This window comes from Geodermatophilus sp. URMC 60 (genome assembly GCF_053502585.1).
Genome location: NZ_CP199958.1, coordinates 3085811 through 3109003 on the forward strand (window position 1 = coordinate 3085811; position 23193 = coordinate 3109003).

The window sequence follows — 23193 nt, forward strand, 5'->3', positions numbered from 1 at the left end:
AACGGGCGGCAGGTGGCGGAGCGGTGGGCATACCACCGAACGCGCCATCGCGGTCGCGCAGGTGCCAGAAGACCGGCGTGACGACCTGATGCAGGCAGATCGCTGGCCGCTGGTCGGCCGCGAAGCAGCCTGTGAAGCGATCACCGTCGCTCTCCTCGACGGAAAAGTGGGCGGCATCGTGATCGCCAGTCCGGCCGGAGTGGGCCGGACCCGGATGCTGCACGAGGCGCTGTCCATGGCACACCGCCGGGGACGACCGATCCGGTGGGCCGCGGCGACGACGAGTGCTGCCACCCACGTCCCGCTGGGGGCGCTCGCCCATCTGCTGCCCACGGTGGACGCGGCGTCGGACCCCCTGGTGCTCCTCCAGCGTGCCGCCCAGGCCATAGCCGGCGACGGCTCCGGCCCGACCCCGGTGTTCGGCGTCGACGACGTCCACCTGTTGGACCCGCTGTCGGTCACCCTGCTGCACCAGCTGCGGATGAGCGGGGCGGTCACCCTGGTGCTCGCCGTCCGCACGGGCAACGCCGCGCCGGACCCCGCCGCGCCCCTGTGGAAGGACCGCCTCCTCACCCGGATCGAACTGCAGCCGCTGAGCCGCGACGAGACCGAGCAGTTGCTCACCCGGGCTCTGCGGGGCGATGTCGAGGCCCGGACGACCGAGCGACTGTGGCGGCTCTCCCGGGGGAACCCGTTGTTCCTCCGGGAGCTCGTGGAGGACGGTCGGCGAACCGGCCGGTTCGAGCGCGCCCCGGGGCTGTGGCGCTGGTGCGGGCCCATGACACCGTCCCAGCGCCTGGTGGAGATCGTGCTGGCGCAGCTGGGCGAGCTGAACCCGGCCGAATGGCGGGCACTGGAGGTCCTGGCCACCGCCGAACCGCTCGCCGTGCAGCAGGTGGTCGATCTCAGCAGCGCGGACGCGGTCGCCTCGCTCCAGCGCGAGGGCATCGTGGTGGACGACGACTCCGGAGCGTCCGGGCAGGTGCGCATCGCCCACCCGCTGTACTCGGAGGTCGTGCGTGGCCGGGCCTCCGAGGCAGGGCTGCGGCTGATCCGCCGCCAACTGTCCGACGCCCCGGGCGGTCGTGGCATCCCCGGTGACCTGGTGCGCCGGTGCGTCAGACTCCTCGACAGCGACGCGCCCATGGTCGAGGCCGGCGTGCTCACCGAGGCCGCGCGCCACGCGAGCGCCATGCTGGACCACCCCCTGGCCGAGCGACTCGCCCGGGCGGCCGTCGAGGAGGGCGCCGATGCCCAGGCGCACCTGGCGCTCGTCGAGGCGTCCTGGTGGCAGGGGCAGCCGGCGCTCGGGGAGCGGCTCGTGGCCGAGGCGGCCCCGGTGGTGGGCTCGGGCGGCGACCGCGCGTGGTTGACCGCCACCCGGGTGCTGGCGCTCTTCTGTGGCCGCGGGCGGAGGGACGACGCGGTCGCTCTGCTCAAGCAGGCGGCGGCGGAGGTCGACACCGACGAGGGCCGCGCGGTCCTGGCCGCGACCGAAGCGACCCTGGCCCTGCTCGGCGGGGACCCGGCCCGCGCCCTGGGGCACGCCACTCCGGTCCTCACCTCGGCAACCCCCGTCGGAGCCGCCCTGCCACTCGCGGCGGCCACTGCGGCCGCGAGCCTGGCGCTGACAGGACGGACCACGCAGGCGCTGGCCACCGTGGAGACCGGGTGGCACGCGCTGGACTCGCTCCCCGAGGGTCCGGACCGGGCCTTCACGTGGGTGGCACTGGCACAGGCCGAGCTCCTGGCCCTCCACCTGGCCGGACGGATCGAGCAGCTGGAACGGCGCGTCGTGGAGTTGCACCGCCGCAGCCTGGCTGCTCCGGAATGGTCCGGGGACGCCGTCGTCAGCCTGCACCGCGGCTGGGCAGCACTGGCCGCAGGTCGTCTGTGCGTGGCGATCCGGTGGCTGGAGGAGGCTCAGATGGGGTTGCAGCGCCGGGATCCGGTCGGCCTGCTGCCACTCTGTCTCGCCCTCCTGGCCAGGGCACGGGCCGTGATCGGTGACGTGGCGGGTGCCGAAGAGCTCTGCGCCGAGCGGGAGCGCATCGGGCGCGGGGCAGTGACGGTCTTCGATCCCGTGGCCTCGCTGGCCTGGGCCTGGCTGGAGGGCGCGCGGGGGCAGACCGCGAAGGCCGGCGACGGGGTGCTCGAGGCCGCGGCGCTCGCCGCAGACCAGGGGCAGCCGGCGGTGGAGGCCATCCTGCTGCACGACGGACTCCGGTTCGGCCGCGCCGCAGACGTCGCCCACCGGCTCCGAGAGCTCGCCGGGACGCTCGACTCCCCGTTCGTCGAGGACCTCGCCTCGCACGCGGAGGCGGTCCTGACCGGGTCGGGCGAGCACCTCGACCTGGCCAGTCACCGCTTCGAGAAGGCGGGAGCCCTCCTGTTCGCCGCGGACGCCGCCGCGGCGGCCTCCGCGGCCCACGAGCGGAGTGGTGACCGGCGTCGTGCCGCCTCGCATGCGACGAGGGTGTCGAGACTCCTCCGCGCCTGCGGCCTGGCGGAGACGCCGGCGCTGGACCACGTCACACCCCCGCTGCTGACCTCGCGGGAGCAGGAAGTGGCCCGGCTGGCCGGCCGTGGGATGAGCAACCAGGCGATCGCCGATCGGCTGGTCGTGTCCGTCCGCACGGTTGAGACCCATCTGTCGCACATCTACGACAAGCTCGGAATCAGCGGTCGCACCGAACTGGCGAGGACGCTGGCGATCCCCGGGTAGCCGGGGATCGGTCGAGACACCCCCTGCAGCTCCCCGGAGTGCCGTCGTCACCCGGGACGTCCACTCAGCGCGGGGTGCGGCGGCGCTCCCAGTTGGGGTTGATCTCGTCCTCGTCCTCGTCGCCACCGAAGCCGACGATGCTCTCCATGCCGGGGGAGAGGACGCCCCACTCGATGAGACGGCTGGTCAGCTCGTCCGGGCTCATGTCGTAGATGATCGCCAGCGACTTGAGGTCCTCGGCGCGGATCGAGAGGACCTTGCCGTTGTAGTCGTGCCGCTGCGCCTGGATGGTCGAGGCGTACCGGGCCAGCGGGCCGGCCTCGTCCGCGGGCAGCGAGCCCAGCGACTCGAGGTTCAGCACGATCTTCGTCGTCGAGGTGACCGCCGAGCTCGGCCGCGGGTCGGGCAGCAGCTCGGAGACCGGGACGCCGTAGAAGATGGCGAGCTCGGAGAGCCGCTGCACCGTCACGGCACGGTCGCCGCGCTCGTAGGAGCCGACCACCACCGCCTTCCAGCGGCCGTGGGACTTGTCCTCGACCCCTTGGAGCGAGAGGCCCTGCTGGTTGCGGATGGCGCGGAGCCGGGCACCGAGGGCCCGTGAGTAGTCGGTGCTCATCGCTTCCTGCTCACTGTCCGTCGTCGTGGAGGTGTTGTCGTCACGGAGCGTACTGGGCGAGCGGTCCGAGGAACACCGGGACACTCATCCGGGTCAGAAGGCCCCACGTCGTGGACCCTCCGCCCCCGCGCAGGTCACCCCCGGTTCCGCCGTTCCGTTCCCTGCGACGCCGCCGTCCCGTCCGATCCGGGGCCACCCGGTCCAGCCGCGCCCCTCCGTGCCGGGACGTCGTGCCGGAGATGGTCGGGGGTCGACGCAGCGTCCGGGTCGACCCCCGTGGCGGCGCCCGGCCGCGGTGCGGGTCACACCGGGCCGTGCAGTACGGTCGATCCCGGTCCGACCACTCCTTTAACGACCCGTCCCGTGAGGCGGGGAAGGAGGCCCCATGGCCCGCTGTCCCGAGCCTGCCCGGAGTCCGTCTCCCGGCAGCACCCCCGGCGTCCTGCTGACCGCCGCCGACGTCGCCCGCGTCATCGACCGCATGGCCCACCAGCTCATCGAACGAGCTGCGTCGGCCGACCCCGGAGCCGCCGACGGCGGCCTCTCCGACCTCGTCCTCGTCGGCATCCCGACCCGCGGCGCCCCACTGGCCCGGCGGCTCGCCGCCCGCATCCAGGCGTTCACCGGGACGACGATCGACGTCGGCACCGCCGACATCACCCTCTACCGGGACGACCTCCGGCTGCGCGGCGTCCGCGCCCTCGAGCCGACCGTCCTGCCGGACGCCGGCATCGACGGCCGGCTGGTCGTCCTCGTGGACGACGTCCTGTTCTCCGGCCGCTCGGTGCGCGCGGCCCTCGACGCCCTCCGCGACCTCGGCCGCCCCCGCAGCGTGCAGCTCGCGGTCCTCGTCGACCGCGGCCACCGGGAGCTGCCGATCCGGGCGGACTTCGTGGGCAAGAACGTGCCGACGTCGCGCAGCCAGCAGGTGCGGGTGCACCTCGCCGAGATCGACGGCACCGACGAGGTGCTCGTGACGGAGGAGGCCCGGTGAAGCGCCACCTGCTGGAGTCCGCGGACCTCGACCGGGCCGACGCGACGCTCGTCCTCGACACCGCCGCGCAGATCGACGCCGCGCTGGCCGGCCGCGAGGTCAAGAAGCTGCCCACGCTGCGGGGCCGGACGGTGGTCAACCTCTTCTACGAGGACTCCACCCGCACCCGGATCTCCTTCGAGCTGGCCGCCAAGCGCCTCTCCGCCGACGTCATCAACTTCTCCGCCAAGGGCAGCAGCGTCTCCAAGGGCGAGAGCCTCAAGGACACCGCGCTGACGCTGGAGGCGATGGGCTCCGACGCGATCGTCGTCCGGCACTCGGCGTCGGGCGCCCCGCACCGGCTGGCCAACTGGGTGCGCGGCAGCGTGGTCAACGCCGGCGACGGCACCCACGAGCACCCCACCCAGGCGCTGCTGGACGCCTACACGATCCGGCACCGGCTGGGCCGGCTCGAGGGAGTGCGGGTGGCGGTCGTCGGCGACGTGCTGCACAGCCGGGTGGCCCGCTCCAACGTGCGGCTGCTGCACACCCTCGGCGCCGAGGTGACCCTGGTCGCGCCGCCGACGCTGCTCCCGGTCGGGGTGGGCAGCTGGCCGGCGGAGGTCTCCTACGACCTGGACGCCGTCCTGCCCAAGGCCGACGTGGTGATGATGCTGCGGGTCCAGGCCGAGCGGATGAACGCCTCGTACTTCCCCAGCGCCCGCGAGTACAGCCGTCGCTACGGCCTCGACGGACGACGGATGGCGGCGCTGCCCGACGAGGCGATCGTCATGCACCCCGGCCCGATGAACCGCGGCATGGAGATCGCCGCCGAGGTGGCCGACTCCGTCCGCTCCACGATCGTCGAGCAGGTCGGCAACGGGGTCTCCGTGCGCATGGCCGTGCTCTACCTGCTGCTCGGAGGGAACGAGCCCGCATGACCACCCACCTGATCACGGGCGCGCGACCCTACGGCGACGACCCCGCCGACATCCTGCTCAGGGACGGGCGGGTCGCCGCGATCGGCGACGACCTGTCCGCCACCGGGGCGGACGTGCTCGACGCGACCGGCCTGATCGCGCTGCCCGGCCTGGTGGACCTGCACACCCACCTGCGCGAGCCCGGCCGCGAGGACGCCGAGACCGTGGAGACCGGCAGCCGGGCCGCGGCGCTCGGCGGGTACACCGCGGTGCACGCCATGGCCAACACCGACCCGGTGGCCGACACCGCGGGCGTCGTCGAGCAGGTGTGGCGGCTGGGCCGCGACGCGGGGCTGGTGGACGTCGTCCCGGTGGGCGCGGTGACCGTCGGGCTGGCCGGCGAGCGGCTGGCCGAGCTCGGCGCGATGGCCGACTCCGCCGCCCGCGTGCGGGTCTTCTCCGACGACGGGCACTGCGTCGCCGACCCGGCGCTCATGCGGCGGGCGCTGGAGTACGTGAAGGCGCTGGACGGCGTCGTGGCCCAGCACGCCGAGGAGCCGCGGCTGACCGCCGGCGCCCAGATGCACGAGGGCGACCGCTCGGCCCGCCTCGGCCTCACCGGCTGGCCGGCCGCGGCGGAGGAGGCGATCATCGCCCGCGACGTGCTGCTCGCCGAGCACGTCGGCGCGCGCCTGCACGTCTGCCACGTGTCGACGGCGGGCTCGGTCGAGATCATCCGCTGGGCCAAGTCGCGGGGCGTGCAGATCACCGCGGAGGTCACCCCGCACCACCTGCTGCTCACCGACGCCTGCGCGGAGAGCTACGACCCGGTGTTCAAGGTCAACCCGCCGCTGCGGACCGACGCCGACGTGCAGGCGCTCCGGGACGGGCTGGCCGACGGGACCATCGACGCCGTCGCCACCGACCACGCTCCCCACGCGGTCGAGGACAAGGAGTGCGAGTGGGCGCAGGCCCGGCCCGGCATGCTCGGGCTGGAGCAGGCGCTGTCGGTGGTCGTGGACACGATGGTCGACACCGGCCTGCTCGACTGGCGCGGCGTCGCCGACCGCATGTCGGCCCGCCCGGCGGCCATCGGCCGCCTCGACGGTCACGGCCGTCCGCTCGCTGTGGGCGAGCCGGCCAACCTGCTGCTGGTGGACCCGGCCGCGCGATCGGTGGTCGACCCCGCCGCGCTGGCCAGCCGCAGCCGCAACAGCCCCTACGCCGGCCGGGAGCTGCCCGGTCGGGTGGTCGCCACGTTCCTGCGGGGCGAGGCGACCGTGCTCGACGGAAAGGCGGTCAGGTGACCGAAGCAGTACTCGTCCTCGAGGACGGGCGCACGTTCCGGGGCGAGGCCTACGGCGCGGTCGGGACGACGCTGGGCGAGGCGGTGTTCGCCACCGGGATGACCGGCTACCAGGAGACGCTGACCGACCCCAGCTACGCCCGCCAGATCGTGGTGATGACCGCTCCGCACATCGGCAACACCGGGGTGAACGAGGAGGACGACGAGAGCCGCCGCATGTGGGTGGCCGGCTTCGTCGTCCGCGACCCCGCCCGCCGCCCGGCCAACTGGCGCGCCACCGGCAGCCTGGACGGCGAGCTGGCCGGGCAGGGCGTCGTCGGCATCAGCGGCATCGACACCCGGGCGCTGACCCGCCACCTGCGCGAGCGCGGCGCGATGCGCGCCGGCATCAGCAGCGACGGCCTCTCGGCCGACGAGCTGCTGACCCGGGTGCGCGGCTCGGAGAGCATGAGCGGCGCCGACCTCGCGCCGTCGGTCACCGCGAACGACCCCTACGTCGTCCCGGCGGTGGGCGAGCAGCGGTTCACCATCGCGGCGCTCGACCTCGGCATCAAGACCGCCACGCCGCGGCACCTGGCCGAGCTCGGCGTCGAGACGCACGTGCTGCCCGCGACCGCCACCGCCGAGGACCTGCTCGCCGCCGGCCCGGACGGCGTCTTCCTCTCCAACGGCCCCGGTGACCCGGCAGCCGCGGACTACGCGGTCGAGGCCGTCCGCGGGGTGCTCGACGCCGGCCGCCCGCTGTTCGGCATCTGCTTCGGCAACCAGATCCTCGGCCGCGCGCTGGGCCTGGGCACCTACAAGCTGCGCTTCGGCCATCGCGGCCTGAACCAGCCGGTCCTCGACCGGGTCAGCGGCACGGTGCGGGTGACCAGCCACAACCACGGCTTCGCCGTCGACGCCCCGCTGGACCGGCCGACCGACACCCCGTACGGGCCGGTCGAGGTCAGCCACGTCGGCCTCAACGACGACGTGGTCGAGGGGCTGCGCCTGCGGGAGGCCCCGGCGTTCAGCGTGCAGTTCCACCCCGAGTCGGCGGCCGGCCCGCACGACGCCGCTCCGCTGTTCCAGCGGTTCGTCGACCTGATGGCGGCGGCGCGCGACGGGCAGCCGGCCGTGAGCCCGGCGCCGCAGGTCGAGGACGGCACGGGGGAGAGGGCCTGATGGCAGACGGGCAGCAGGACGCGCACGACGTCACCGGCCGACGCGACAGGGGAGAGGCCTGACCGTGCCGAAGAGATCGGACATCCACCACGTGATGGTGATCGGCTCCGGGCCGATCCTCATCGGCCAGGCCGCCGAGTTCGACTACTCCGGCACCCAGGCCTGCCGGGTGCTCAAGGCCGAGGGGCTGCGGGTCAGCCTGGTCAACAGCAACCCGGCGACGATCATGACCGACCCGGAGATAGCCGACGCCACCTACGTCGAGCCGCTGACGCCGGAGTTCGTCGAGAAGGTCATCGCCAAGGAGCGCCCCGACGCGCTGCTGGCCACCCTGGGCGGGCAGACCGCGCTCAACATCGCCATCGGCCTGTACGAGAACGGCGTGCTCGAGAAGTACGGCGTCCGGCTGATCGGCGCCGACGTCGACGCGATCAACCGCGGCGAGGACCGGCAGATGTTCAAGGACATCGTGCGGTCCATCGGCGCGGACGCGCCGCGCTCGCGGGTTTGCTCGTCGGTCGAGGAGGCGCTCGAGACCGCTGCGGAGGTCGGCTACCCCGTCGTCATCCGGCCGAGCTTCACCATGGGCGGGCTGGGCTCGGGCTTCGCCACCGACGAGGCCTCGCTGCGCCGCATGGCCTCGCACGGGCTGGCCGACTCCCCGGTGCACACCGTCCTCATCGAGGAGTCGGTGCTGGGCTGGAAGGAGTACGAGCTCGAACTGATGCGCGACCGCAGCGACAACGTGGTCGTCATCTGCTCGATCGAGAACATCGACGCGATGGGCGTCCACACCGGCGACTCGGTGACCGTCGCCCCGGCGATGACCCTCACCGACCGCGAGTACCAGCGGATGCGCGACGTCGGGATCGCCGTGCTGCGCGAGGTCGGTGTCGACACCGGCGGCTGCAACATCCAGTTCGCCGTGAACCCGGCCGACGGGCGGCTCGTCGTCATCGAGATGAACCCCCGGGTGTCGCGGTCGTCGGCCCTGGCGTCCAAGGCCACCGGCTTCCCGATCGCCAAGATCGCCGCGAAACTGGCCATCGGCTACACCCTCGACGAGATCACCAACGACATCACCGGCGTCACCCCGGCCGCCTTCGAGCCGGCGCTGGACTACGTCGTCGTGAAGATCCCGCGGTTCGCCTTCGAGAAGTTCCCCGGCGCCGACCCGCGGCTGACCACGACGATGAAGAGCGTCGGCGAGGTCATGGCGATGGGCCGCAACTTCCCCGAGGCGCTGGGCAAGGCGATGCGGTCCACGGAGACGAAGGTCGCCGGGTTCTGGACCGGTGGGGACACGGCGGGCCGCTCCGCCGACGAGCTCCTCGAGGCGCTGCGGACGCCGGTCGACGGGCGGCTGTACGTCGCCGAGGCCGCTCTGCGCGCCGGCGCCACCGTCGAGCAGGTCGCCGAGGCCAGCGGGTTCGACCCCTGGTTCGTCGACCAGCTGGCGCTCGTCGGCGAGGTCGGCGCGGAGGTCGCCGGCGCGCCGTCCCTCACCGCGGAGCTGCTGCGCCGAGCCAAGCGGCACGGACTGTCCGACCGGCAGATCGCCGCCCTGCGCCCCGAGCTGGCCGGGGAGGACGGCGTCCGGACGCTGCGCCGGCGCCTGGGCGTGCGTCCGGTCTACAAGACCGTCGACACCTGCGCCGCCGAGTTCGCCGCCCGCACCCCGTACCACTACTCCTCCTACGACGAGGAGACCGAGGTGGAGCCGCGGGAGAAGCCGGCGGTGCTGATCCTGGGGTCGGGGCCCAACCGGATCGGTCAGGGCATCGAGTTCGACTACTCCTGCGTGCACGCCGTCATGGCGCTGCAGGACGCCGGCTACGAGGCGGTGATGGTCAACTGCAACCCCGAGACCGTCTCCACCGACTACGACACCGCCGACCGGCTGTACTTCGAGCCGTTGACCTTCGAGGACGTCCTCGAGGTCGTGGAGGCCGAGCGCGCCGCCGGACCGGTCGCCGGCGTCATCTGCACCCTCGGCGGGCAGACGCCGCTGGGCCTGGCGCAGCGACTGAAGGACGCCGGCGTCCCGGTGCTGGGCACCTCGCCGGAGTCCATCGACGCCGCCGAGCACCGCGGCGCCTTCTCCCGGGTGCTCTCCGACACCGGGCTGCTCGCACCCAAGCACGGCACCGCGACCACCTTCGCCGAGGCCCGCGAGATCGCCGCGGCCGTCGGCTACCCGGTGCTGGTCCGGCCGTCGTACGTCCTCGGCGGACGCGGCATGGAGATCGTCTACGACGACGCGACGCTCGAGGCCTACATCGCCAAGGCCACCGACGTCAGCCCCGAGCACCCGGTGCTGGTCGACCGGTTCCTCGAGGACGCCGTCGAGATCGACGTCGACGCGCTCTTCGACGGCTCCGAGCTGTACCTCGGCGGCGTCATGGAGCACATCGAGGAGGCCGGCATCCACTCCGGCGACTCGGCGTGCGCGCTGCCGCCGATCACCCTGGGCACCGACGACGTGGCCCGCATCCGCCGGGCGACCGAGCAGCTCGCCGCCCGCATCGGCGTCCGCGGGCTGCTCAACGTCCAGTACGCGCTCAAGGACGACGTCCTCTACGTCCTCGAGGCCAACCCCCGGGCATCGCGCACCGTCCCGTTCGTCTCCAAGGCGACCGCGGTGCAGCTGGCCAAGGCCGCCGCCCGCATCGCGGTGGGGGAGACGATCGTCGACCTGCGCGCCGCAGGCGTCCTGCCGGCGACCGGGGACGCGGCGGACCTCCCCGCGGACATGCCGATCGCGGTCAAGGAGGCGGTGCTGCCCTTCCACCGGTTCCGCACCGTCGAGGGGCACGGTGTCGACACCGTGCTGGGCCCGGAGATGAAGTCCACCGGTGAGGTCATGGGCCTCGACACCAGCTTCGGGACGGCATTCGCCAAGTCGCAGGAGGCCGCCTACGGGTCGCTGCCCATCGAGGGCACGGTCTTCGTCTCGCTGGCCAACCGGGACAAGCGATCGGCTATCTTCCCGGTCAAGCGGCTGGCCGACCTCGGCTTCCGGGTGATGGCCACCGTCGGCACCGCGCAGGTGCTGCGCCGCAACGGCGTGGCCTGCGAGGTCGTCGGCAAGGTCAGCGACGGGCCCGGCAACTGCGTCGAGCGGATCCTGGCCGGGGACGTCGGCATCGTCGTCAACACACCGTTCGGCTCCCCGGGCAACAGCGGTCCGCGGCTGGACGGCTACGAGATCCGCACCGCCGCGGTCACCGCGGGCATCCCCTGCATCACCACGGTGCAGGGGCTGGCCGCCGCGGTGCAGGCCGTCGAGGCGCTGCGTCGCGGGGACGTCGGGGTGCGCAGCCTGCAGGAGGTCCACGCGGCGCTGAACGGGGGCACGGCCGGCGGCCCGAGCACCTCTGCCGGAACCGGCGCGTGAGGACGGCATCGCCGGGCGGCGCCGTCGGGCGCGTGCGGGACGACCTGGTCGCCCGCGGGCTGGTCGACGGCCTGCCCGCGGCCTTCCTCGCCGGGGTGACCCGCTTCGCGCGGCCGCCGCAGCCCGAGCTCGACGCCCTGGCCGCGGCGGCACGCGGGCTGGCCGCGCGGCTCGCCGCCGGCGACGTCGGGGACGACGACCTGCCGCTGCTGACCCGGGTGCTCTTCCTCGCCGGCTGCGCGGGCGTGCTCGCCGAGGCCGGGATGCCGAGCCCGGCCTACGACGTCCTCGGCTCCTACCGCGACAACCTGACCACCCCGGTGGGGCCGCGCCTGGCGCGGCGCCCGGTCGCCGGCGGACGGCGCTGGAAGCTCCTGGGCCGGGAGGTCGGGTTCCCGATCGGCGTGCCCGCCTGCGTGCTCAACGGCGGTGAGCACTGGGTTCGCCACTTCGCGCGCAACGGGTACAGCGTGCTGACCTACAAGACCGTCCGCAGCCGGGCGCACGAACCCAACGCCCAGCCCAACTGGGTGTTCGCCGCGCGGCAGAGCCAGAGCCTGCCCCCAGGTGCGGCCGCAGAGGTCACCGCCGACCCGTGGGACTGGGTGCAGCCGGGCTCGCCCGCGGTCAGCACGGTCAACTCCTTCGGCGTCCCGTCGCTGACGCCAGGGGAGTGGATGGCCGACCTCGAGCGCTCGCTGGCCGCCGTCGACGACGACCAGCAGCTGCTGGTCAGCGTCATGGGGGAGGCCGACGCGGCGACCGGCCTGGTCGAGGACTTCGCCCGCACCGCGCGGCTGGCGCAGGAGGCCGGCGCGACCGTCGTCGAGCTCAACCTCTCCTGCCCGAACACGCTCGACCGCTCGGCGTCGGGGGTGAAGCCGCCGCTGTGCCTGGACGCCGACGCGACCGTCGCCGTCGTCGAGGGCGTGCGGCGGGCGCTCGACGACCGCACCGGGCTGGTCGCCAAGCTCTCCTGGCTCGACGAGCCGCGCCTGGCCGCGCTGGTGCCGAGGCTGGCGCCGCTGGTCGACGGCGTCGCGGGCATCAACACGCTGCAGAGCCGGGTGCTGCGCAGCGACGGCGAGCCGACGTTCCCCGGCCGCGAGCTGGCCGGGCTGTCCGGGGCCGCGGTGCGCGACTCCGCGCTGGACTTCACCCGCCGGCTGGTGGCCCTGCGGGAGGCCGCCGGCCGGCGCTTCGACGTCCTGGCCATGGGCGGGGTCACCGACCCGGCCTCGTTCCAGGCGCTGTTCGCGCTCGGCGCCGACGCCGTGCAGTCGGCGTCGGGGGCCTTCGCGAACCCGTTCCTCGCCCGCGACTGCATCGACGCACTGGGGAGCACCCTGCCGCGCGCCGTCCAGGAGGTCTCGTGACCGTCCCGTTCGGGCAGCGCCTCGCCGACGCCGTCGCCGCCCGCGGGCCGCTGTGCGTCGGCATCGACCCGCACACGCCGCTGCTGGAGCGCTGGGGCCTGCCCGACGACCCGGAGGGCCTGGCGCGGTTCACCGACACCGTCGTCGACGCCCTCGCCGGCACCGTCGCCGTCCTCAAGCCGCAGCTGGCCTTCTACGAGCGGCACGGCTCGCGAGGGCTGGCCGTGCTGGAGGACGGCGTGGCCCGTGCCCGCGCCGCCGGTGCGCTGGTGCTGCTCGACGCCAAGCGCGGCGACATCGGCTCGACGATGGACGGGTACGCCGGCTACCTCCGCCCGGACCACCCGATGGCCGCCGACGCCCTGACGGTCAGCCCGTACCTCGGGCCCGGCTCGCTGCAGCCGGCCGTCGACACCGCGCGGCGGCACGGCGGCGGGCTGTTCGTGCTGGCGCGCACCTCCAACCCGGACGCCGGCACGCTGCAGCACGCGGTCGTGGACGGGCGGTCGGTCGCCCAGGTCGTCGTCGACACCGTGCGGAACTGGAACACCGTGCGGAACTGGAACTCGGCCGACACGCCCGGCTCCTTCGGCGTCGTCGTCGGGGCGACGCTGCCGGAGCTGGACGTCGACCTCACCGGCCTCGGCGGGCCGGTGCTCGCCCCCGGGCTGGGCGCGCAGGGCGGTTCGGTGGCCGACCTGCGCCGGCTGTTCGGGCGGGACGCCGCCGTCGTCCCGACGGTCTCCCGGGACGTGCTCTCCGCCGGCCCCGACCCGGCCGGGCTGCGGGCTGCCGCCGAACGCTGGGCCGCGGAGCTGGCCGGCTGAGCCCGCCGCGGTGGAGGCTGGCCGTCGGGCGGGCGGGGTGCACGGCTCCTGGACCGGCCGGCCCCGTCGGTCACCAGCGCGTTTTCCCGCTCACCGGCGTGTCGGACGTGGCGTGTCAGCAGGTATACGGGCGGGCCCGTGCGGTGCTCAGTTCCCCCACGATGGCGCCTGACCTGCGCAGATGACGCAGCGTGACCTCTGTCGGTGGCACAGTGTCATGACCACCTCACGGATTGCCGGAAACCCTGGGTTCAGACGGGCGTGACCTGCGCATATAGCTGGAGCTAGGTTGGCCGGCAGGCTCAGCAGTGAGTCCTGTCCCCGACACAGCCCGAGCCCCGTCGGCCGAACCGATGGCCGGCGACGACAGATTGGGTCGCACCATGCCCCTCCCTGACCTGTCCCCCGAGCAACGTGCCGCCGCCCTCGAGAAGGCCGCGGCCGCCCGCAAGGCCCGAGCCGAGCTGCGCGAGCGGCTCAAGAGCAAGGGCGCCACGGTCGGTGACGTCCTGCGCCAGGGCGAGACCGACGAGGTGATCGGCAAGATGCGCGTCTCCGCCGTCCTGGAGTCCCTGCCCGGTGTGGGCAAGGCGCGGGCTGCGAAGATCATGGAGCGGCTCGAGATCTCCCCGACCCGCCGGGTGCGCGGTCTGGGTGCCAACCAGCGCCGGGCCCTCGAGACGGAGTTCGGCGGCGAGAAGGTCGCCGCCGAGCAGGTCCCCGTCGAGGGTTGACCCGCAGGACCAGGCACCCGGAGGTCGAGGACGACGACGAGTGGCACCTGCTGCCCCGGAGCACATCCCGGCACGGCTGACCGTGCTCTCCGGCCCCTCGGGGGTCGGCAAGGGAACGGTCGTGGCGGAGGTCCGGCGCCGGCACCCCGACGTGTGGGTGTCGGTGTCGGTCACCACCCGTCGGCGCCGGCCCGGTGAGGTCGACGGGGTGCACTACCACTTCGTCAGCGACGCCGAGTTCGACCGGCTGATCGCCGAGGACGGCCTGCTCGAGTGGGCCGAGTACGCCGGCAACCGCTACGGCACACCGGCCGCCCCGGTGCGCGAGCGTCTCGCCACCGGGGCGCCGGCTCTGCTGGAGATCGAGCTCCAGGGCGCCCGGCAGGTCCGGGCCCGTGACGCCGACGCCCAGCTGGTGTTCCTGGCCCCGCCGTCCTGGGGCGAGCTGGTCAGCCGGCTGGCCGGCCGGGGTTCGGAGCCGCCGGCGGTCCAGGAGCAGCGGCTGCGGATCGCGCAGGCCGAGCTCGACGCTGCCGGTGAGTTCGACGTGGTGGTCGTCAACGACGACGTGGCCCGGGCTGCCGACGAGTTGGTAGGATGGCTGACTGCGCCGTCGCCCGGGTCCGTCCGGAGCAGCGGCGCGTCCGAGTGACGGGGCCCGGCACCGCCGCCCGCCACTCCCCGATGACGAGCTGAGGAGCACGCCCGCCCGTGTCCGGAGTCGCACCTGCCCCCGAGGGCATCACCAACCCGCCGATCGACGAGCTGCTCGAGCGCACCAGCAGCAAGTACGGCCTGGTGATCTTCGCCGCCAAGCGCGCGCGGCAGATCAACGCCTACTACAGCCAGCTCTCCGAGGGCCTGCTGGAGTACGTCGGCCCGCTGGTCGACACCGCCCCGCAGGAGAAGCCGCTCTCCATCGCCCTGCGCGAGATCAACGAGGGGCTGCTGACCCACACCGCCGGCGAGAACTGAGGACCCCGGTCCCCCTCACCCCTCGCACGCTCGGGGCGAGCTTCTGGACCGGGCCACGGCTGGTGGCGTGCCACCGGCCGTCCCGCCTGTTGTGATGACGAAGCCCCCGGCCGGTGCCGGGGGCTTCGCCGTGTGTGGAGGATGGACGGCATGAGCCGCATCGTGCTGGGCGTCGCCGGGGGCGTGGCCGCCTACAAGGCTGCCCTGCTGGTGCGCGCCTTCACCGAGTCCGGGCACGACGTCCGCGTCGTCCCCACGCCGGCCGCCCTGCACTTCGTCGGCGCCGCCACCTTCGAGGCGCTGTCGGGCAACCCGGTCACCACGGACGTGTGGTCCGACGTCGACGAGGTGGCCCACGTCCGCATCGGCCAGACCGCCGACCTCGTCGTCGTCGCGCCGGCCACCGCCGACCTGCTGGCCCGCGCCGCCGCCGGCCGGGCCGACGACCTGCTCACCGCGAGCCTGCTCACCGCGCACTGCCCGGTGGTGTTCGCCCCGGCCATGCACACGGAGATGTGGCTGCACCCGGCCACCCAGGACAACGTCGCCACACTGCGCCGGCGCGGCGCGATCGTGCTTCCGCCCGCCGTCGGCCGCCTCACCGGCCCGGACTCCGGCCCCGGCCGGCTGCCCGAGCCCGCCGACATCGCCGCGCTCGCCTCCGTCGTGCTGGCCGCCGGTCCCACCGCGCTCGCCCCGGACCTGGCCGGCCGCCGCATCGTCGTCAGCGCCGGGGGGACCCGCGAGCCGCTGGACCCGGTGCGCTACCTGGGCAACCGCTCCTCGGGCAGACAGGGCTGGGCACTCGCCCGCGTCGCCGCCGCCCGTGGTGCCGAGGTGGTGCTCGTCGCCGCCAACGTGGAGCTGCCGGCGCCCTTCGGCGTCCGCGTCGTCCCGGTCGGCACGGCCGAGGAGTTGCGGACGGCGGTGCTGGCCGAGTCGGAGGACGCCGACGTCGTGGTCATGGCCGCCGCGGTCGCCGACTTCCGGCCCGCCTCGGTCGCGTCCACCAAGCTGAAGAAGGGCAGTGCCGCCGAGCCCGAGGCGATCCCGCTGGTGCGCAACCCCGACGTCCTCGCCGAGCTGGTCACCAAGCGGCCCACCGGGCAGCTGGTGGTCGGCTTCGCCGCCGAGACGGGGGACGACGAGGCCGACGTCCTCACCCACGCCCGCGCCAAGCTCGCCCGCAAGGGCTGCGACCTGCTCGTGGTCAACGACGTCTCGCAGGGCCGGGTGTTCGGCCGCGCCGACAACGCCGCGGTCGTCCTGACCGCCGACGGCACGGCCACCGAGCTGCCCGAGGGCAGCAAGGACGCCGTGGCCGCGGGCGTCTGGGACGTCGTGGGCCCGCGGCTCGCCTGAGGCCGACACCGGCGGGGGGCGCACGCCGGTAACGTGCACCTGACGAGACGCCCACGCCCGGGCGCCCACTCCACCGTTCCCGACCCCAGGGAGTACCGCGTGTCACGCCGCCTCTTCACGTCCGAGTCGGTGACCGAGGGCCACCCGGACAAGATCGCCGACCAGATCAGCGACTCGATCCTCGACGCGATGCTGGCGCAGGACCCGCGCAGCCGCGTGGCCGTCGAGACCCTGATCACCACCGGTCAGGTCCACATCGCCGGTGAGGTCACCACCGCCGGGTACGTCGACATCGCCGACATCGTCCGGAAGACCGTGCTCGGCATCGGCTACGACTCCTCCCGCAAGGGCTTCGACGGTGCCTCCTGCGGGGTCAGCGTCTCCATCGGCGCGCAGTCGCCGGACATCGCCCAGGGTGTCGACACCGGGTACGAGGCCCGCACCGCCGGCACGACCGAGGACGCGATCGAGCGTCAGGGCGCCGGCGACCAGGGGCTGATGTTCGGTTACGCCACCGACGAGACCCCCGAGCTCATGCCCCTGCCGATCGCGCTGGCGCACCGGCTCTCCCGCCGGCTGTCGACGGTCCGCAAGGACGGGTCGGTGCCCTACCTGCGGCCCGACGGCAAGACCCAGGTCACCGTCGTCTACGAGGACGACCGCCCGGTCGGCGTGGACACCGTGGTCGTCTCCTCGCAGCACGCCGAGGACATCTCGATCGAGCAGCTGCTCGCCCCGGACGTGCAGGAGCTGGTGGTCGAACCCGAGCTGGCCGCCCTGGGCCTGCCCACCGAGGGCTACCGGCTGCTGGTCAACCCCACCGGCAAGTTCGTCATCGGCGGCCCCATGGGCGACGCCGGGCTGACCGGTCGCAAGATCATCGTCGACACCTACGGCGGCATGGCCCGCCACGGTGGTGGCGCCTTCTCCGGCAAGGACCCCTCGAAGGTCGACCGCTCCGGCGCCTACGCCATGCGCTGGGTGGCCAAGAACGTCGTCGCCGCCGGGCTGGCCCGCCGCTGCGAGGTGCAGGTGGCCTACGCCATCGGGGCCGCACACCCGGTCGGCCTGTTCGTCGAGACCTTCGGCACCGGCACGGTCGCCGACGACGTCCTGGAGAAGGCGATCGGCTCGGTCTTCGACCTGCGCCCCGGCGCGATCGTGCGCGACCTGGACCTGCTGCGCCCGATCTACGCCCCGACCGCCGCCTACGGCCACTTCGGCCGCACCGACGTCGAGCTGCCCTGGGAGCGGCTCGATCGCGTCGAGGCGCTGCGCTCGGCCGCGGGGACCTGAAGCGAGGGCGACCCTTCGCCCCACGCCTCGCCCGCTCGGGGCGGTACCCGGGACAGGGCCGGCCGGTTCCTGCAGCGCGGCCGCCGGGTCCCGTCGGACCCCGCGGCGACACTGGCGGGTGCCCCCTCCGCCCGCGCCGAACGGAGACCCCGCTGACCTCGGCCCCGACCCGGCAGCTCCCCGACGACCCGGCCACCCGCACCCCACGGGTGGCCCGGGTCGTCGTCGACGTGCCCCTCGCGCACCTGGACCGGCCCTTCGACTACGCCGTCCCCGACGCGATGGCCGACGAGGTGCGGGCCGGTTGCCGGGTGCGGGTGCGCTTCGCCGGGCAGCTGGTCGACGGCTTCGTCCTCGAGCTCGCCGAGCGCAGCGAGCACGGCGGGAAGCTCGCGCCCCTGGCCAAGGTCGTCTCCTCCGAGCCGGTGCTCACCCCGGAGGTCGTCACGCTGGCGCGCGCGGTGGCCGAGCGCTGGGGCGGCACGGTGACCGACGTGCTGCGGCTCGCCGTCCCACCCCGCCGGGCCGCGGCCGAGAAGCGCCCACCCGCCGAGCCGCCCCCGGCCCCGCCGTCCCCGGACCCGGCCGGCTTCGCCCGGTACCCGACCGGCCCGGCGCTGCTCACCGCCGTCGCCGAGGGCCGGCCCGCCCGTGCGGTGTGGACGGCGCTGCCCGGGGAGGACTGGCCGGCGCGGCTGGTCGAGCTGTGCCAGGCCGCCCTCTCCGGCGGCCGCGGCGCCCTGGTGGTGGCGCCGGACGGCCGCGACCTCGACCGGCTGGCCGCCGCCGCGGAGGCCCGGCTGCCGAAGGGGTCGGTCGTCGTCCTGCGCGCCGACGCCGCTCCCGACGCGCGCTACCGCCGCTTCCTCGACGCCGTCCGCGGCACGGCCAGGGTGGTGCTGGGGACCCGCGCGGCGGTGTACGCGCCGGTCGCCGACCTGGGGCTGGTCGCCATCTGGGACGACGGCGACGACGTGCACGCCGAGCCCCGCGCGCCCTACGCGCACGCCCGGGACGTGCTGGTGCACCGCGCCCACCTCGCCTCGTGCGCCGCCGTCGTCGCCGCGACCGCGCGCACCGCGGAGGCGCAGCTGCTCGTCGAGAGCGGCTGGGCGCACGAGCTGGTCGCCGACCGCGCCACCCTGCGCGCCGCCGCGCCGCGGGTGCAGGCCCTGGGCGCCGACGCGGAGCTGGCCCGTGACCCCGCCGCCCGCACCGCCCGGCTGCCCAGCCTCGCCCACCGCGTCGCCCGCCAGGCCCTCGCCGACGGCGCACCGGTGCTGGTGCAGGTGCCACGGGCCGGCTACGCGCCCGGCCTCGCCTGCGACCGCTGCCGGGCGCCGGCCCGCTGCGCGGCCTGTTCCGGGCCGCTGGGCATCACGCCCACCCCCGGCCCGGGCGGGTCGCGGGTGCCGGCCTGCCGCTGGTGCGCCCGCCCCGCGGCGACCTTCGACTGCCCGTACTGCCACGGCACCAAGCTGCGCGCCTCGGTCGTCGGCGCCGCCCGCACCGCCGAGGAGCTGGGCCGGGCCTTCCCCGGCGCCGCGGTGCGGATCTCCGGCCGCGGGTCCGGCGTGCTGCCGAGCGTGCCCGGCGGGCCGGCGCTCGTCGTCGCCACGCCGGGCGCCGAGCCGGTCGCCGAGGGCGGGTACGGCGCTGCGCTGCTGCTGGACTCCTGGGCGCTGCTCGGCCGGGCCGACCTGCGGGCAGGGGAGGAGACGCTGCGCCGGTGGGTGAACGCCGCCGCCCTGGTCCGACCGGCCTCGGCCGGTGGGCAGGTCGTCGTCGCCGCCGACGCCGCGCACGCCGTGGTCCAGGCACTGGTGCGCTGGGACCCGGGCTGGCTGGCGGCCCGGGAGCTCGCCGACCGCCGCGAGCTCGGCTTCCCCCCGGTGACCCGGATGGCGGCGCTGTCGGGGACGGCGGCGGCGCTGGCGGAGTTCCTCGCGGCCGCCCGGCTGCCCGCCGATGCCGACCTGCTCGGCCCCGTCCCCGAGCCGCCGCGCCCCGGGCAGGAGGGCGAGCGGGAGCGCTACCTGGTGCGGGTGCCACGGTCCGAGGGCGCGGCGCTGGCCTCCGCGCTGGCCGAGGTGCAGGGCGTGCGCAGCGCCAAGAAGGTGCCCGAGCACGTCCGCGTGCAGCTGGACCCGCTCGACCTGGTCTGAGGCGACGGCCGACGTCCTGCCCGGCCGGCCCGTGTGACGGCCGCGGTGCCGGGGTAGCGCAACGACGTACTCGAGCGGCTCAGCACCGGGCGCTCGACGTCCGTCCGGCGGCCGAGGAGGGCCTGTGACGTCGAACGACCCGCCCCCCGACCCCCGCGCCGAGCGTGCCGCCGCTGAGGACCCCCACCGCTCCACGGAGAACCCCGGCGACCTGCGCCGCTGGCTGCGGCGGATCGTGCTCGGCGTGGTCCTGCTGGTCGCCGTCCTGGCGGTCAGCGTCGGGATCAGCCGGTGCGGCCCCGACGACGGGCCCAGCGGCGGCGAGCCGCAGGGGCTGCCCGCCGCCGTCGCGACCGCGGTCCCGACAGGCTGACCTCCGCCGCGGTGGCCCCTCGGCAGGTGGAAGGGCCTCGCCCCTCCCAGCCCTCGCAAGCTCGGGCTGAGCCTCCGGGCGAGGCCACCCTGCGAGCGGCCGGGGGACCGAGGGGTCCCTCTTCTACGATCGACCGGTGAGCGTGACCCCCATCCGGCTGCTGGGCGACCCGGTGCTGCGGACCCCTGCCGCCCCGGTCGTGGACTTCGACCAGGAGCTGCGCCGGCTGGTCGCCGACCTCACCGACACCATGTTCGCCGCCGGCGGCGCCGGGCTGGCCGCCCCGCAGATCGGCGTCGGGCTGCGGGTGTTCACCTGGTTCGTCGACGGCGAGGTCGGCCACCTGGTGAACCCGGAGGTGACGCCGGTGGGGGAGGAGACCGAGGAGGGCCCGGAGGGCTGCCTGTCCATCCCCGGCTACACCTTCGACTGCCGCCGGCACCTCCACGTGGCCGCCACCGGCTCCGACCTGCACGGCGAGCCGGTCCGCGTCGAGGGCTCGCACCTGCTGGCCCGCGCGGTGCAGCACGAGGTCGACCACCTCGACGGTGTGCTGTTCGTCGACCGGTTGGACGCCGAGGTCCGTGCCGCCGCGCTCGCGGCGATCGGGGAGGCCGAGTGGGCCGGCGCCGGCGCGTGGGTCCCGCGGGTGGAGGTGAGCCCCCACTGAGGCTCCTGTTCGCCGGGACGCCGGACGTCGCCGTCCCCTCGCTGGAACTGCTGTTGGCCTCCGCCCACGAGGTCGTCGCCGTCCTCACCCGGCCCGACGCCCGCTCCGGCCGCGGCCGGAAGGTGAGCCGCTCCCCGGTCGCCGAGCACGCCGACGCCGCCGGTGTCCCCGTGCTGCAACCCCGTTCCCCGCGCGAGCCGGAGTTCCTGGAGCGGCTCACCGAACTCGCCGTCGACTGCGCACCGGTCGTCGCCTATGGCGCCCTGGTGCCGCAGGCGGCCCTCGACCTGCCCCGGTACGGCTGGGTGAACCTGCACTTCTCGCTGCTCCCGGCCTGGCGCGGCGCCGCGCCGGTGCAGCACGCGGTCATGGCCGGCGACGAGGTCACCGGCGCCTCGACCTTCCGGCTCGAGGCGGGCCTGGACACCGGGCCGGTCTACGGCACGGTCACCGAGCCGATCGCGCCCCGGGACACCGCCGGCGACCTCCTGGGCCGCCTCTCGACCAGTGGCGCGCGGCTGCTGCTGGCCACCCTCGACGGCATCGCGGCCGGCACGCTCGAGGCCCGGCCGCAGCCGGCCGAGGGGGTCAGCCTCGCGCCGCGCATCGAGCCGGCCGACGCCCGCGTCGACTGGTCGCTGCCGGCCCACGTCGTCGACCGGCGGGTTCGCGGCGTCACCCCGGCGCCCGGCGCCTGGACGACGTGGCGCGGGGACCGGCTGCGGCTGGGCCCGGTCGAGCCGCTGCCGTCGTCCCTGGGGCTGGCGCCCGGCGAGCTGTCGGTCGGTCCCACGGGTGCGCTGGTCGGCACCGGCCGGGGCGCGGTCCGGCTCGGCGAGGTGCAGCCGGCCGGCAAGCGGGTGCTGACGGCGCCGGACTGGGCGCGCGGGGCGCGGCCGGCGCCGGGCGAGCGGATGGGTGACGGCTCGTGAGCGCTCCCCGGCGTGCCAACCGCCGCCCGCCGTCCCGCCGCTCCCGCCCGGTCCTCGACGGCGCGCGCCTCACCGCTTTCGACGTCCTCGACGGCGTCACCAGCCGCGACGCCTACGCCAACCTGCTGCTGCCCCAGCTGCTCCGCGAGCGTGCCGCCGACCTCGGCGAGCGCGACGCCGCCTTCGCCACCCAGCTGGCCTACGGCACCCTGCGCGCCACCGGCACCCTCGACGCGGTCCTGGCTCCGCTGGTCTCCCGGCCGCTGGCCGAGCTCGACCCGCGGGTCCTCGACCTGCTGCGCCTGGGGACGTACCAGCTGCTGGACCTGCGGGTGCCGGCGCACGCCGCCGTCGACACGACCGTGGCGCTCACCCGCGCCATCGTCGGCACCGGTGCCTCCGGTCTGGTCAACGCGGTGTTGCGCAAGGTCGCTGCGGGCGGCGACCGCGCGGCCTGGATCGAGCGGCTCGACGGGGACGGCGACCAGCGGCTTGCGCTGACCACCGACCACCCGCGGTGGATCGTCGGGGCCTGGCGGGACGCGCTCGGCGACGAGGCGGAACTGGAGCCCGCCCTGCTGGCCGACGACGCCGCGCCCGAGGTGCACCTGGTCGCCCGGCGGGTGCCCCGCCAACAGCTGGTGGAGGAGTCCGGCGGGCAGCCGGGGCCGTGGTCGCCGCACGCCGTCCGGCTCGGCGGCGGGGACCCGGGGCGCGTCCCGTCGGTGCGCGAGGGCCGGGCCGCGGTGCAGGACGAGGGCAGCCAGCTCGCCGCGCTGCTGCTCGCCCGCGCGCCGCTGGAGGGCCCGGACGCCGCCTGGCTCGACGTGTGCGCCGGCCCCGGCGGCAAGGCCGGGCTGCTCGCCGCCGTCCGACCGGAGGGGGTGCGGCTCACCGCCGCCGACCGCGCGCCGCACCGCGCCGAGCTGGTCCGGCGCGCCCTGCGCGACGAGGACGACGTCGAGGTGCTGGTCGCCGACGGGCGGACGCCGTCGTGGGCACCGGCCTCCTTCGACCGCGTGTTGCTCGACGCGCCGTGCACCGGCCTGGGGGCGCTGCGCCGCCGTCCCGAGGTGCGCTGGCGGCGCACCCCGGAGGACGTCCCGCCCCTGGTCGAGCTGCAGACGGCGCTGCTCGACAGCGCCCTGGCCTCGGTGCGCCCCGGCGGGGTGGTCGCCTACGTGACCTGCTCGCCGCACACCGGCGAGACCGTCGCGGTGGTGGACGCCGCGGCCGGTCGGGACGACGTCGAGGTGCTGCCGGTCGCGCCGCTGTTCCCCGAGGTGCCCGGGCTCGCCCGCGGCGCGTACGGGCAGCTGTGGCCGCACCGGCACGGCACCGACGCGATGTTCATGGCGCTGCTCCGTCGCACCCGCTGAGCC

The 23193-nt window shown here is 75.2% G+C and carries 19 protein-coding genes; 18 read left to right on the forward strand and 1 reads right to left on the reverse strand.

Annotated features, from left to right (window positions below; all coding sequences use genetic code 11):
• The first annotated feature begins 61 nt into the window (after positions 1 to 61).
• Entirely contained in the window at positions 62 to 2725 is a 2664-nt protein-coding gene (locus ACWIX3_RS14695; protein WP_448608092.1) for a LuxR C-terminal-related transcriptional regulator, read from the forward strand.
• A gap of 64 nt (positions 2726 to 2789) precedes the next feature.
• Here the strand turns inward: ACWIX3_RS14695 and bldD are convergent, their stop codons facing one another.
• Positions 2790 to 3341, reverse strand: a complete 552-nt coding sequence (gene bldD / locus ACWIX3_RS14700; RefSeq protein WP_448608093.1) for a transcriptional regulator BldD — start codon at positions 3339 to 3341, stop codon at positions 2790 to 2792.
• Between the two features lie 385 nt (positions 3342 to 3726).
• On the opposite strand from bldD, the gene pyrR reads away from it, so the two are divergent.
• The 17 genes from pyrR to ACWIX3_RS14785 all read left to right on the forward strand — a co-directional run bounded on the left by pyrR (position 3727) and on the right by ACWIX3_RS14785 (position 23190).
• The gene (pyrR, locus tag ACWIX3_RS14705) at positions 3727 to 4335 is read left to right on the forward strand and encodes a bifunctional pyr operon transcriptional regulator/uracil phosphoribosyltransferase PyrR (RefSeq protein ID WP_448608094.1); all 609 of its coding nucleotides are present in this window, start codon (positions 3727 to 3729) and stop codon (positions 4333 to 4335) included.
• Complete coding sequence (locus ACWIX3_RS14710) at positions 4332 to 5255, forward strand: aspartate carbamoyltransferase catalytic subunit (RefSeq protein ID WP_448608095.1); 924 nt, start codon at positions 4332 to 4334, stop codon at positions 5253 to 5255. Before pyrR ends, ACWIX3_RS14710 begins: the two co-directional genes overlap by 4 nt.
• Positions 5252 to 6541 (forward strand): dihydroorotase, encoded by a 1290-nt coding sequence (locus ACWIX3_RS14715; protein ID WP_448608096.1) that lies wholly within the window; start codon positions 5252 to 5254, stop codon positions 6539 to 6541. Before ACWIX3_RS14710 ends, ACWIX3_RS14715 begins: the two co-directional genes overlap by 4 nt.
• Complete coding sequence (gene carA, locus ACWIX3_RS14720) at positions 6538 to 7704, forward strand: glutamine-hydrolyzing carbamoyl-phosphate synthase small subunit (protein ID WP_448608097.1); 1167 nt, start codon at positions 6538 to 6540, stop codon at positions 7702 to 7704. Before ACWIX3_RS14715 ends, carA begins: the two co-directional genes overlap by 4 nt.
• A 64-nt stretch (positions 7705 to 7768) precedes the next feature.
• A complete protein-coding gene (gene carB / locus ACWIX3_RS14725; RefSeq protein WP_448608098.1) occupies positions 7769 to 11101 on the forward strand; it encodes a carbamoyl-phosphate synthase large subunit in 3333 nt (1110 codons plus the stop codon).
• Positions 11098 to 12477 carry a dihydroorotate oxidase gene (locus ACWIX3_RS14730; protein WP_448608099.1) on the forward strand — a complete coding sequence of 460 codons (1380 nt, stop codon included), beginning with the start codon at positions 11098 to 11100 and terminating at the stop codon, positions 12475 to 12477. The genes carB and ACWIX3_RS14730 overlap by 4 nt, the downstream gene beginning before the upstream one ends.
• A complete protein-coding gene (gene pyrF, locus ACWIX3_RS14735; protein ID WP_448608100.1) occupies positions 12474 to 13304 on the forward strand; it encodes an orotidine-5'-phosphate decarboxylase in 831 nt (276 codons plus the stop codon). Before ACWIX3_RS14730 ends, pyrF begins: the two co-directional genes overlap by 4 nt.
• A 383-nt stretch (positions 13305 to 13687) precedes the next feature.
• Complete coding sequence (mihF, locus tag ACWIX3_RS14740) at positions 13688 to 14038, forward strand: integration host factor, actinobacterial type (RefSeq protein ID WP_091217915.1); 351 nt, start codon at positions 13688 to 13690, stop codon at positions 14036 to 14038.
• Between the two features lie 40 nt (positions 14039 to 14078).
• Positions 14079 to 14690, forward strand: coding sequence for a guanylate kinase (gene gmk / locus ACWIX3_RS14745; RefSeq protein ID WP_448608101.1), 612 nt, complete (start codon positions 14079 to 14081; stop codon positions 14688 to 14690).
• Between the two features lie 59 nt (positions 14691 to 14749).
• On the forward strand, positions 14750 to 15013 hold the full coding sequence (gene rpoZ, locus ACWIX3_RS14750; RefSeq protein ID WP_012949163.1) for a DNA-directed RNA polymerase subunit omega: 264 nt from the start codon (positions 14750 to 14752) through the stop codon (positions 15011 to 15013).
• A 150-nt stretch (positions 15014 to 15163) separates the two neighbouring features.
• Complete coding sequence (gene coaBC, locus ACWIX3_RS14755) at positions 15164 to 16375, forward strand: bifunctional phosphopantothenoylcysteine decarboxylase/phosphopantothenate--cysteine ligase CoaBC (protein WP_448608102.1); 1212 nt, start codon at positions 15164 to 15166, stop codon at positions 16373 to 16375.
• Positions 16376 to 16474: 99 nt separating this feature from the next.
• Positions 16475 to 17671, forward strand: coding sequence for a methionine adenosyltransferase (gene metK / locus ACWIX3_RS14760; protein WP_448608103.1), 1197 nt, complete (start codon positions 16475 to 16477; stop codon positions 17669 to 17671).
• Positions 17672 to 17880: 209 nt separating this feature from the next.
• Positions 17881 to 19836, forward strand: a complete 1956-nt coding sequence (locus ACWIX3_RS14765) for a primosomal protein N' (protein ID WP_448608104.1) — start codon at positions 17881 to 17883, stop codon at positions 19834 to 19836.
• 124 nt (positions 19837 to 19960) lie between these two features.
• Complete coding sequence (locus tag ACWIX3_RS14770) at positions 19961 to 20209, forward strand: hypothetical protein (protein ID WP_448608105.1); 249 nt, start codon at positions 19961 to 19963, stop codon at positions 20207 to 20209.
• Between the two features lie 136 nt (positions 20210 to 20345).
• On the forward strand, positions 20346 to 20879 hold the full coding sequence (gene def, locus ACWIX3_RS14775) for a peptide deformylase (RefSeq protein ID WP_448608106.1): 534 nt from the start codon (positions 20346 to 20348) through the stop codon (positions 20877 to 20879).
• A complete protein-coding gene (fmt, locus tag ACWIX3_RS14780; RefSeq protein ID WP_448608107.1) occupies positions 20846 to 21811 on the forward strand; it encodes a methionyl-tRNA formyltransferase in 966 nt (321 codons plus the stop codon). The genes def and fmt overlap by 34 nt, the downstream gene beginning before the upstream one ends.
• A complete protein-coding gene (locus tag ACWIX3_RS14785; RefSeq protein ID WP_448608108.1) occupies positions 21808 to 23190 on the forward strand; it encodes an RsmB/NOP family class I SAM-dependent RNA methyltransferase in 1383 nt (460 codons plus the stop codon). The genes fmt and ACWIX3_RS14785 overlap by 4 nt, the downstream gene beginning before the upstream one ends.
• Positions 23191 to 23193 lie beyond the last annotated feature (3 nt).